This window comes from Epilithonimonas xixisoli (assembly GCF_004365655.1).
GTDB lineage: Bacteria > Bacteroidota > Bacteroidia > Flavobacteriales > Weeksellaceae > Epilithonimonas > Epilithonimonas xixisoli.
The window spans coordinates 1-12,827 of sequence record NZ_SOEO01000002.1; the positions used below are offsets into that span (position 1 = coordinate 1).

A 12,827-nucleotide genomic window follows, 5' to 3' on the forward strand; every position below is an offset into this window, starting at 1 on the left:
TTCCTTTTTTATCCTACAAGACTTTTTTTAACTAAATCTAGCACTCTTCATCAAGCCCTAAATTCATAATCATCGTCTGTAAGCTCTTCTGCGCTACCAATTCTCTCGTTTTGGTTCTGCAAATATAGGGTGGAAAAAGCTGCACTTGCAAATGGATTTAACATAATGTTTACAATTGTGTAAAACTACCGTAATTAACGAACTGTAAAACAACAAGATAAAACGTAGTTTAAAGTTATCCACATTATGTTAAATATCGTTAAACGGATGAAAAACATCGATTCTATGGAGTGCGACAGGGATAGTAGCGGTTATCCTTTTGCTTTTTTCGTGGATGGATTGGGAAAATGTGAGTCGGGAAAGAATGGTTCTTTATATATAGTATGTTGAAACTATAACAAAAAAAAGCAAAAGATAGTAGCGGATAGCCCGGTGACAAAAATTGCGTGGGGAAAGAATTGGCTTTTTGGCAGTTGCCCAAAGGACTATTGGAATTGATTGAATATCTAAATCCTTTTGAAATTTCTCGCAGATCAAGCGGATTTTGCAGATTTGATTATGATTGAAAATAATTTTAAATCTTGTTTTGAAATTTCACATACTTATTATATATATAGTATGCGAATGATAATCCTAATGTGTCTGCAATAGCATCAAGAACTTCCAGTGAGCGACCCCACTTCATAACGTCTTGTAGAATCTCTGTGAGTAATGCGTAAGAAATGAGAATGAGAAAGTAGTAAAGTATGGATACTTTGGGAAAACGAACCCGGAAGAAAAATCCTAGAAGGAAAAATATGGTAAAGTGAATGAGTTTGTCCAGATGCGGAAACATAAAGAAATATTCTTTGTTCTCCACGCCGGGACGCAAAAGCATATAAGTAAGAAATGCCCAATAAATGGGCAATGTGATCTTACTGTATTTGTTTATGAGATTATCCAACAACTTCTTGGTATTCTTCTGCGGATAGCAAGTTTGCGAAATCTGCTGAGTCAGCAACTTTCAATTTGATGATCCAACCTTTTCCGTACGGATCTGTATTGAGTAATTCTGGCTGATCTTCCAAATCTGCGTTGACTTCTAAAACAGTTCCCGGAATTGGAAGGAAAAGATCGGAAACAGTTTTCACGGCTTCTACACTTCCGAAAACGTCGCCTTCGTTTAGATCTTCGTCCACTGTGTCAACATCTACGAAAACGATGTCTCCCAATTCGCCTTGGGCATAATCTGTAATTCCGATTGTTGCAACGTCGCCTTCAACTTTTACCCACTCGTGGTCTTTGGTGTACTTTAGTTCTGATGGTGTGTTCATTTTCTTTGATTAGGTTTTGGCAAATTTAATTATATAATTAAGATATAACAATAGAATAAAAATAAATTACAAAAAAAAGAGTAAACAAATTGCTTACTCTTTTTCATAATTGATGAATGATAATTGTTTAATGATAAATCATCGATTCATTTTTAATTTCCTGTTCCTCCAAATGTGAGTGTGGCTGTGATACCCGCTCGAACTGTGGACAATGGGAATGCTGTTGAAATCTTATATTTTGTCATCATCTGATCGTAGAAGAATTTCAGGTTTAGGTTTTGAGACATATTGTAGTCTGCTGAGAACTTAAGACTGAAAATCTTTTGTCCACCTGTAATCTGAGAATCGTCTATCAAAATATTGGTGATTGTCGTTTTGCTATCTCTCATAGAAAGATCTGCTCTGATGTTCAAATCACTCTTGATGTCTCTCGGTTTGCTCTTATAATTGATTCGGATTTTCAAATCTTTCAAGATGTAACCGTAACCTACTACGAACTCGTTTCCTAATTCCTCCGTCAAAGTGGTGTTGACCAATCCTAATACATAAGTTCTGTCTCTATTGTAATTGAAACGGAACTGCATGTTATTCCTCATCGTCACATCAAAACCAACAAGTGGTGAAAACTGCTCCACATATCCAACTTGTGTAAATGAGTAAGGATTGTACCTGTTCCCATTGGAATCATAAGCTGTTGATGTATTGGACGGATCTATGTTATAATAATCTATGCTAGACTGCACGCCTGCCATTGTAAATGTAGAAACATAAGAATGCAAAATATCAAACTTGGAGAACTGACTATTTACAATCGGAAGGTTTCTAAGCCCGGAGTAAACCAATTTCCAGTTTGGTAACGGAATTCCTGCTTTGGTTGGGTTGCTCAATTTCTTAGGAGACTTCCCTTCTATCGCCGCTTGGAATGCCGGAATCAAAACATACGAATTGCTCTTGGAGTAGCCTGCCGTAAATCCTTCTCGGTCTTGAATACCTTCATACTGTTGAGAAATTGCCAATGCATTATCTTTAATCGATTGATAAAGCGCCGCGCCATCTTTGAAAGCCGTTTTGAATGACCAAGTTGTATTGGAATAAGTAATCATCTCTGTTCCAAATGCATCTCTGTAACCACGATAATCCGTAAGATCATCCACTACATTGTATCCACCCTGCGTATAATTTCTGTTATAATTCTGCAAGACGTTGAAATCTATTCTAAGGTCATTGGCTGGCATCACCTGCAAATTCCCCGTGAAAGTTCTGTTGCTCATTTCAGAATAGACATCGTTCATCAATGTAGAGTTGGAAACCCATCCGTTTTCTATCACCGTTCTTCTGATGTCGGCCTGAGATCCGAGCAAGAATCCAACAGTTGGTCCGCCAAGTGTTTGTCCAACGCCGTAGAAATTAGGAGCAGACAACAGTCCTGGCAACATAATTCCGTTGTTTTCATTGTAATTAAAATCCAATTGTTTGAACGAGGTCAATGCATAAGCCACAGCTTGGATTGGCGTCAATTTGTTCTTGAATTTATAAGACTTGAATTTGAATCTACTATTTTTCTTGGTAAATGCTGTGTTGTAAACATTGTTCAACGAGTCAATTTCCTGACGGCGCTTTTGCATTGTTTCATTAATCTTCTTAAAGTAATTGAACTTGCCAAAGAACTTAGGAATATCTACTGTCGAAGTTGCTACGATTGCATTGGTATTTTGAGAAATATTACCCAAATTATCAATTGCTCCAGTTTCCGGGTTTTGGAAGTTTCTCACTGCTGTAGATCTTGCATTCCAGTTGTACTGGAACTGATAACTCACTTCGGCATTGATGAAATCCAAATATGGGAAATATTCAAACGGCAATCTGTAGTTCAACTGCGCTCTGTGATTGTACAAAACAGGACGACCTGCACGGAACGGATTTCCGAAGATCGAACGGTTGTTCATAGAGTTCACGTCTATCTGATCATTCAACGTTTTGGTTTCGGAATTGATTTCCAGCTTTAGAGATTTCGTAAAATTAAATCCTAAACTGTACTGCCATCCGAAGAAGAAGTTTCTGTTTCTGATGGTTTCAAAATCATTTCCTGGATTTCCGGAAAGAAGTGCATCTACATTTCTATATTCTAACTCATTGTAATTTCTGTCCAAGATTGTTCTGAAAGATAACCTGGTTGGAATCGGATTGAAGTTGACTTCCTTGATCCATCTCAAATATTTGTAAGACTTCGCAGTATCGCTCACCATTTTGTTGAATGGTTTCAAAACATACGGTTTGAAGGTATAGTTGTACTCTACATAACCTTTCAAATATTGTCTGTAATTTCTCTTGGTGTAAACATCTCTGTAGAAATCGTCGTTATAAATCGCCGTTACATTTAAGTTCTCCACATCGTAGAACTTCGGTTTTTTATCCGGATTCATTCTTTCTTTTCTCATATTCACAACACCGATGCTTCTTTGCTGTGTGTAGGTGCTCACTACTTTTTTAAGCTCGCCTTCGTTTGGTGCTTTGCTCAATTCGATATCATTGTCCAAAGGATTGTACTTTGGATTGGTCATCGTTTGTGTGTAAGAATAATTTACAGGAATCTTCATCCCGACTTTCTCTGGCAAGAATTTGTCCACATTCACAGTTGTGTTGATGCTGAAAGCAGAATTCTCATCCTGAGATCTTTCGGATGGTTTTTGATCTATCGCTCCAAATCCTACAGAGGCATACGATGCATTGGCATTCACCATTGCAAAATCTCCAAGGTTGAAGTTAAGACTTGCGTTCCCTGCGTATCCACCTTTGTTTTCGATTTCGGAAAGACGGATTTCATTGACCCAAAGAACAAGAGTTTTGGGATCTGCCCGAAAGATTTTGTCTGCAGCACCTGGAACTGTATTTCTAACCCCAATCAAAATGGTGGTTATATTTCCGATACTAGGACGACCTTTTACGTAGATTTTTTTATCATTATCTCCATAATCTGGGAATATATATCTATCTGCTATATTTTGCCCTCCGGATCTTATGAGTTCATCTCTTTTCAATTTAGCATTCACGAAGTTTTCAATCTCAAGATTCACTTCATTTTCTGATGGCCAAATATCCAATGGCGACGTTGCATTTTGTGATGTATAATTTAGTGAAGATTCATATTCATAATAATTATCTACCGCATCACTACCAAAACGGATAAAGAATTTGGCATTTGGATCTTTAGTAAGATTTGTCTGAAGTAGATTTTGTGCGTGTACAAACATTTGTAATTTTTTGTAACGACGCATATCCAAACTTGTATTTTTGAAAACACCTCTAGCTTCACCACTCAAGTTGGTAACTTTCATATATAGTGAAGACTCATTTTGTCTTTGTGCACCGGCATTTCCGCTCAATACTTGTCTGTCAATTCCAGGAGGCAAAACGTAAGGTGGAGAACCTTGACCATTCTCTTCTAAGTTCACACTCCCCACATCAAAGTTTGAATTGATATCTTGAACAGATGGTGAATTACCTTCGTCTTCATTATCAACAGCTGGACTTACAATTAAGTTTGCATATTTTCTCCAGTCTGACCTTACCAAATCGAAAGTTCCAAATCTCAAAGTAGAAGTCTGGTCAAATCCTTTCATTAATAATCTTGCAAATCTCACATTATTAAGAACAGATGCGCTAGAACCTTCAACAACTTCGCCTCCAGTTACACCATCATATTGTGCCACAGGGATTCTGAACAAGAACCATTTAACTTTTCTAGATTGTCCGTTTTCAAATTTTGCATCGACTTCTTTTACATCTACAATTTTGTTCTGTCCCAAAACCATACTTGAAGCTGATAAGTCGATGGTGTATTGATTATAGTTTTCTGTAAGATCTAAGTTGTAATCTCTGTTTACATCTTCTGCATCCGGTGTTTGGGAAGATACTTCCATAGAGTTTGCCGCAGAGTTGCCTTCCGGATTTCGGAAATATCTGTAACGCTCTGTCAAAGAAGATGCAAGATCTCCCTGGAATTGGTCGGACATATAGAACACAAAATTATCAGAAGCCGGATCTAACTCATTCGTAATTGGATTCACAAAATTGACTCCAAATTTCTCCTGCTCCTGAGTTCCGTTCATCCCATCATAACCCAAATCTTGTTGCGCTCTCTCATCACCTTCTGTGGAGAAAGCGTAAAGAATTGGAAATTGACTTGGCTGAGTTCCCCAGTTTGTAGAAGAAGTATTGGTTGGGGTACTTCCCGTCGGCAATCCGTTTTCGTATTGTAGTTTACCATCTTTCAGGACATCTTCGGAGACGTTTCCTAGCTGTAGCAATAGTTTTGGATCGGTTCCCAAATTGTTTCCGTCAGCTCTTGGATCCATCATCCAAAATTCAACATAATCGATATTGGATGTGACGAAGTTGGTAACAGAAATTGGTCTCATCAAACCGGCCCATCTTTGAGAAGGTGATTCGGTAAGTGGATTGACGTTGTAAGGACCTCTCTGCTCCGGATAATAAGTAATATCAAAAGTGTTAAGAATCGTTTGCTCTCCTGCCACAAAATCTCGGCTGTTGAAAAGTTCTCTCATCTCTACTCTTCTGGATGCGTGATTGGAAAGTGCCTGTGCATTGATTCCATTTGGAGCACCACCACCAACACCGTAGAATCTCGGATCAATGGTGTACCAAGATAAAAGACCTCTTCCGTATCCGCTTGTAAGATTGTCATTATCCACATTCATCGGGAAAGTCACAAGATCATCCTTATTTTTCTCCGGGCGAGATGCCAAACTCCACATTGCTGGTTCTTTCAAAGAGATTTTGGAGGTTGTTTGTTCAAAATCATCGATGTAAGATTGGTCATTGATTCCTTTGCTTTGTCCCGGTATTAGATAAGCGCCTTCTGCTTTAAAGTTCAAATTGGATGGTGCTTCTGTATTGACGAATGGAATTTTGTCGGTCAATCTTGTCAAGAATGGCAATTCATTATTGTACATCATATTGAATCCGGCCATCGTGTTGCTCACAGCTTCCTGCCCGTAATTCACTTTTTGGGTCAAAGGTCTTTCTGAATAATTAACAACCGTTGCACCAACCATCAAATGATCACTGAATTTCCGCTCCAAATTCAATCCCCAGAAACTTTTTCTCTGAGTGTTGAATGTCAATTGATTTTCTAATGAAATATTAATCGCCTGTCCGGATTGTTTTACGGTTTCATTAATGATATTAACGGTTCCCGTCATGTAATCCACCGTGTAATCTACACCTTCCATCAGCTGTGCTCCGTTTGCAGTAACTTTTACAGAGCCCTGCGGAACGTTAATTGCGCCTAGAGAAATCCCTTGACCTTGACTTCCTTTGTAGCGACCTTCGATGGTGTAGCGTAATGGGACATCAGATTGTGGGTTTTTCTGTTTATTATAAATATCATTAAAAACATAACTGGATTTATCCGTATTTGACAAGATACTTTCTAAATAACTTCCAAAAGGCTTAGCTTTTGTAAAGATGATTTTTCCGTTCTCAGCATCTACTGTAATCCCATTTACAAAATCGAAAACTCCATCACCTCTTTCTCCATTAGCATTGGTCTGGACGTCATTATTGATATTCAAACGGTCTAAATTGAATAATCTTAGTAAATTTGTATCTGGTGGAAAAGGATTAAGATTAGGATTATTTGGGTCCGTACCATATGTCGCTCCGGGAAGATAATTAACTTTACCTCCAGAGTTTGGATCTTTATAATAGACATTCAATAAGAAATCCTGTGGCTGAATCTGGCTTGTGTTAAGAGAATAGATATTCTTCATCATCAAATCCCACATTGGAGATGTGGTATTCACAGAAACGTTGGATCTCAAAAGTTTTGCTACAAGAACGCTATTCTCCTCCGCAAACTCCCCAACTTTGTAAACTTGGCTAGATCCGTTCAATGTATAAGAATAAGATACTGCTAAAAACTGTTCATTATTCAATCTTTGATTCAACGAGATGTAACCAAGTTGCGTATTATATTTATATTCAGAACTTGTTAGTCTTCTGGCTTTTCTGTTGAAGATGTATTGCTCACCATTGTTACTATATGGTTGAGTACTTCCCGGGAATGTGTTTCCATTCAACAAATCTGGAGGAGAGGAAGCTTCTCTATTGGTTCCTAATGTACTTGTAATTGCTCCATACAAACCTTGATTGGTATTACTTGGCGTTGTCCCATCCTGTTCTCCCAAATCTCGGATTCCGATAATTGGTTTTTGAGTTTCTAAGTTGGCTCCACCTTGATCCAGAACCCAAACTTCCAACCTTGTGATGTTAACTCGGGAATTAATCAAGGGATAATTGGCTAAAGCTGTATCATAGTTGTCCAAGAAATATTTCCCTAAGAAAAAGTGCTGGTTATCTTCATAATCATAAGCGTTTACCTTAAAAGTGCTCATTGTTCCGCCACCTTGTGCTACAATCGTTTTCGCCTCGCCTTGCTGTTGAGAAAAGACTAAAGTTCCCGTTGTTTTACCCAACTGAAACTCTGTTTTGAGACCGAATAACGATTGTGAACCTCGGATCAAACTGGTAGAAAGCGGCATACTGATGTTACCAACTTCTACCCTCTTGATGATTTTATCTTCTGGGTCGTTTCCTTTTTCATTAAGACCTTTATTCATCAGATCTTTCCAAGTTCCCTTTTGTTGCCAAACCATATTCATACGATTTTCAAAAGCAAATCCACTTTGGGTATCGTAATTGGCTTTTAGCTGAAGATTTTCTCCAACTTTTCCTGTGATTCCCAATTGGATTCTCTGTTGAATATTGATCGCAAAACTGGTTCTATTCTGAGGAAGAACGAGTGGATTATCGATTTTTTGGTAAAGTCCGCCAAGATCAAATGAGGCAAAACCTTGCGGAATCAACTCAATTTTGTTGCCACCAAAAACATTTTCGAACATTTTATTTTTGATCGTAATTGCCGGTAGCAAGCCCTTTTTCTTGGCATCGCTTTGGTCTTTTCTACGTCCAAGATCATTTAATAATGACTTTTCTTCATAATAGGTACGAAGATTGTTCTCCATCACGTATGTTTTGTATTCCTCAAACGTCATTGCGATTGGAGCACCCACCACCGAGTTACCGATTTTTGGATACAGATAATACATACCCGTTTTGATGTCATAGAATGCATCATAGCGGATGGGATCTGCAAGACTAAAATCTGTTCTGATGCTTACCAAGCTGTCAGACGGTTTTTCCTGTGCAAATATGCTTGTAGAACCTACAAAAAATAAAAAAAGGAGGGTTAATTTATAAAGGTAAATATTTTTCTTCACTTATATTTTTTTAAGAAACTGATGATAAAAAACCACCAATTGTTAAATATTTTTTAAAATCTCTTTCACTAATTCTTCTACAGAAGCTTCCGGTTTTTGCTTCAGAACACGATCTGCAATTTTCTCGCTTACTTTCTTGGAAATCCCTAAAACTTCTAAAGCAGATAACGCCTCATTCTTGATTTTATTGTTTACAAAATTAGAAAGTTTTTCCTCAGAAATACTGAATGCACCAACCTTATCACGAAGATCGACGATGATTCTTTCGGCAGTTTTCACACCTATTCCTTTTACCTTTTGGATGAGTCCGCTGTTGCCGGAAAGAATGGCATTTGCAGCATCGGACAAACTGAGAGATGAGAGCAAAATCAAGGCAGAAACCGGTCCTACGCCGTTAACACTTATTAACAGGTTAAACATCTCCTTTTCCTCCTTGCTGTAGAATCCAAAAAGTAAATGCGCATCCTCACGAATGATTTGCTGGATGAAAAGAAAAACCTCAGAATTTAGTTTTAGATTATGGGAAGTTTGCAAGCTTACACTTACATAATATCCAATTCCACCTGCCTCGATAACGGCAAATGTGGGCGTGAGTTCTTGAACCAAACCTCTTATAGAATAAATCATTGAAATACAAAAATTAGGGTTTTGCGAAGATATAAATTAACTCAAAGAAAAAAGCCATCTTAACAACTAAAATGGCTTTTTATCAATATTTCTTTAATAATTTTCTTCTTTCGCGCTCATCCTTATTTTTAAACAAGCGTTTTACAGATATTTGAATAAAATTTCAATTTATTTTTATGTTAATTTTAAAAAGAGTTTAATCTAATTTTTCTTAAAATATATTTCTCCAGAAGACAATTTGGATCTTGAAAATTGCAAATCATTTTCAGAAACCGGATTCTTGTCCAAACCTATGGATTGTAGTAAAACTAAATTTGACAGGTCCAAAGCAAAAGATGAAATCTTATTATTTTCTAAGGCGAGTACTTTCAAACTTTTCAAATTACTGAGTTCTTGACCAATTTTTTCAATCTGATTATTTTCCAAAAACAAACCCCATAAGTTTGGCAGATCATAAATGAAATTTGGAACAGCCTTGATTTTGTTATTATTAAAATTAATTCTTTTTAATCTCTTGAGGTTTGCAATTTCCGCAGGTATTTCCTCAAACTGGTTATGATCGAGATATAAATCTTCCAAATTCTTTAGGTTTGAGAAAGAAACTGGCAACGTATTAAAATCGTTTTCGGTGAAGTAAACATCTTTCAAATTGGTCAATTTCCCAATATCTTTGGGCAATTGTTTAAATCTACAGCGATCGAAGGCCAGTTCTTCAAGATTTTTTAAATCCGTAATCGAATTGGGAATTTTTGAAAGTGATTTGTTATCGACAATCTTAAGTGTTTTTAGATTTTGCAAACTTCCCAGTTATTCGGGCAAAGATTTTAATTTGGGGTTGAACGCAATGATCAATATCTCTAAATTGACAAATCTATCGATAGAATTAGGCAATTCCACAATATTCTCATCATCAGAAATAGATAATCTTGTGACTTTCAAAGGTTCTTTGAACGCTTCTTCCAAAGATCCATAGAATTTTTGCTGAGCGTAAGAAAAACCACTTATGAAAATAAATATCAGTAAAATAAATCTGGCTTTATTCATATTTCAATTTTAAATGAATATCGAAAAGACTAAGATAGAAATACTAAAACAAAAACGCCATCTTAGTTAACTAAAATGGCTTCTGTCTGTATTAAAAATGTTTTATTTTTTCTCTTTCGTCTGCGCGTCCAACACTGCAATCGTTGCAAGATTCACAATTTCGTCCACACTAGATCTCATCTGTAAAACGTGAACTGGCTGATCCAATCCCATCAAGATCGGTCCGATGGTTTGAGCCGCCTTCATTCCTCTGATGATTTTATAAGAAAGGTTCGCGCTTTCAAGATTTGGGAAAACCAAAACGTTGGCTGGATTGGTTCCTAATTTTGAGAATGGATAATCTGCCAAGTGATCGCTGTTCAAAGCAAAATCCGGCTGAATCTCTCCGTCCACAATCATTTTCGGATATTTTGTGTGAAGAATTTTCACCGCTTCTGCTACTTTTTTGGAAGAATCGGCTTTCGCAGAGAAATTCTCATAACCCAACATTGCAATTCTTGGTTCAATCGCAAAAGACTTCACGGTGATTTCTGCCATTTTTGCAATATCAACCAAATCTTCTGCTGATGGATTTTTATTAATTGATGTATCAGCAAAGAATAATGGTTTCTTCTCTGTCAAAATCATCATCATCGCTGCGACTTTGTTCACGCCTTGTTTTTTAGGAATGATCTCCAAAATAGGCTTTAGAATAGATGCATAACTTTTGGAAAAACCAACTATCAAAGCATCTGTATCGCCGTGTTCCAACATTAATGGGCCAAAGTAATCGCGTTGTCTTACGTATCTTTTGGCTTTATATTCATTGATACCTTTTCTATTTCTAAGATTCCAAAGTGTTTTTCTGTATTTCTTGCGGGTTTCTTTGTTTTCGTCATCATTCGGATCAATGATTGGAATATCCAAATCCATCCCAAATTCTGCCATTCTTTCTTTGATAAGTTTTTTACTTCCCAACAAACTTGGATAAGCAATTCCTTCTTCCTGAAGAATTTGTGCGGCTTTCAAAATGTTATATTCTTCACCATTTCCAAGCGTTACTCTTTTTGGATTTGCTTTGGCGCGGTTTTGCATCATTCGGACAAGTTTTTCATCTCGTCCCATTCTGTCCAGCAATTGATTTTCGTAAGCTTCGAAATCCTCAATTGGTTTTCCAGCGATTCCACTTTCCATTGCCGCTTTTGCAACAGCGATAGAAACTTTTGTGATCAGTCTGTTATCAAATGGCTTCGGGATAAAATATTCTTTTCCGAAGCTCATATTCGTCACATTATAAGCCAATTTTACCATTTCAGGAACTGGTTCTTTTGCAATTTCAGCCAAAGCATAAACGGCAGCCAACTTCATCGCTTCATTGATTCCTCTTGCCTGAACGTCCAATGCGCCACGGAAAATATATGGGAAACCAAGAACATTGTTCACCTGATTAGGATAATCACTTCTTCCGGTTGCCATCATCACATCTGGTCTTGTTGCCAATGCCAAATCATAACTGATCTCAGGATCCGGATTTGCCAGAGCAAAAACGATTGGATTTTCTGCCATAGACAATAACATCTCTGCAGACATCACATTCCCTTTTGACAAACCGATGAAAACATCAGAGCCTTTCAAAGCATCTTCCAAAGTTGAAAGATCCGTCTGGGCAATGAAGTCTAATTTTTCCGGCGTTAGGTTTTCTCTTTTATGATTGATGACACCTTTGCTGTCACACATCAAGATATTTTTTGGATTAAGTCCTAATGAAATGTATAATTTTGCACAAGCAACTGCAGCAGCTCCTGCTCCATTGATCACCATTTTCACTTCTCCGATTTTCTTTCCTGCAATTTCCAAAGCGTTGATCAAAGCAGCGGCAGAAATGATCGCTGTTCCGTGCTGATCATCGTGCATCAAAGGAATATCCAATTCCTCTTTCAGTCTTTGTTCTATATAGAATGCTTCCGGCGCTTTGATATCTTCAAGATTAATCCCACCAAAAGTTGGCGCAATTGCTTTTACAGTTTCAATGAATTTGTCTGGATCTTTTTCATTGATCTCAATATCAAAAACATTGATGCCAGCAAAAATCTTGAAAAGTAAACCTTTACCTTCCATTACTGGTTTTGAAGCTTCGGGACCGATGTCACCCAATCCTAAAACGGCTGTCCCATTGGAGATTACTGCAACGAGATTTCCTTTGGATGTGTATTCGTATACTTTTTGAGGATCGTCGTGGATTGCCATACAAGGCACAGCAACGCCCGGAGAATACGCCAGAGAAAGATCTCTCTGCGAGGAATGCGGTTTGGAAGGAATAACTTCTATTTTACCTTTCGGTTCTTGGCTGTGATAATCTAACGCTGCCTTGTCGAAAGCGATTTGATCTCTTGAATTTTTTGACATTTTTAATTTCTTTTGAGTGAATCAAATTTTGAAAATATTGACTCACAGGTTTTTATTACGAATCTGGTTGCGTAAGGGCGGAGGGCATTGTTGGAGCTCTCCCGATAGAAACTTTGCAAAGTTTCTATCGGGAAGCGACTGCCCGTAGACCGACCCG

Annotated in this window: 7 protein-coding genes; all 7 read right to left on the reverse strand. The window is 37.5% G+C overall.

What is annotated here, in order from left to right; all coding sequences use genetic code 11:
* Window positions 1-574: 574 nt before the first annotated feature.
* A complete protein-coding gene (locus B0I22_RS07060) occupies window positions 575-943 on the reverse strand; it encodes a VanZ family protein (RefSeq protein ID WP_342772851.1) in 369 nt (122 codons plus the stop codon).
* Window positions 936-1,313, reverse strand: a complete 378-nt coding sequence (gene gcvH, locus B0I22_RS07065) for a glycine cleavage system protein GcvH (RefSeq protein WP_133943975.1) — start codon at window positions 1,311-1,313, stop codon at window positions 936-938. The genes B0I22_RS07060 and gcvH overlap by 8 nt, the downstream gene beginning before the upstream one ends.
* 152 nt (window positions 1,314-1,465) lie before the next feature.
* Window positions 1,466-8,614, reverse strand: coding sequence for a T9SS outer membrane translocon Sov/SprA (gene sov / locus B0I22_RS07070; RefSeq protein ID WP_133943976.1), 7,149 nt, complete (start codon window positions 8,612-8,614; stop codon window positions 1,466-1,468).
* A gap of 42 nt (window positions 8,615-8,656) precedes the next feature.
* Window positions 8,657-9,241, reverse strand: a complete 585-nt coding sequence (ruvA, locus tag B0I22_RS07075) for a Holliday junction branch migration protein RuvA (protein ID WP_133943977.1) — start codon at window positions 9,239-9,241, stop codon at window positions 8,657-8,659.
* A gap of 201 nt (window positions 9,242-9,442) precedes the next feature.
* A complete protein-coding gene (locus B0I22_RS07080) occupies window positions 9,443-10,039 on the reverse strand; it encodes a leucine-rich repeat domain-containing protein (protein WP_166668196.1) in 597 nt (198 codons plus the stop codon).
* Window positions 10,040-10,048: 9 nt separating this feature from the next.
* Complete coding sequence (locus B0I22_RS07085) at window positions 10,049-10,285, reverse strand: hypothetical protein (RefSeq protein WP_133943979.1); 237 nt, start codon at window positions 10,283-10,285, stop codon at window positions 10,049-10,051.
* Window positions 10,286-10,387: 102 nt separating this feature from the next.
* On the reverse strand, window positions 10,388-12,670 hold the full coding sequence (locus tag B0I22_RS07090) for an NADP-dependent malic enzyme (RefSeq protein ID WP_133943980.1): 2,283 nt from the start codon (window positions 12,668-12,670) through the stop codon (window positions 10,388-10,390).
* Between the last annotated feature and the right edge of the window lie 157 nt (window positions 12,671-12,827).

Coding starts and splice junctions, on each gene's coding strand:
- gcvH (WP_133943975.1), bottom strand. CDS start 1,313: ATGAACACACCATCAGAACTAAAGTACACCAAAGACCACGAGTGGGTA.
- ruvA (WP_133943977.1), bottom strand. CDS start 9,241: ATGATTTATTCTATAAGAGGTTTGGTTCAAGAACTCACGCCCACATTT.
- B0I22_RS07085 (WP_133943979.1), bottom strand. CDS start 10,285: ATGAATAAAGCCAGATTTATTTTACTGATATTTATTTTCATAAGTGGT.
- B0I22_RS07090 (WP_133943980.1), bottom strand. CDS start 12,670: ATGTCAAAAAATTCAAGAGATCAAATCGCTTTCGACAAGGCAGCGTTA.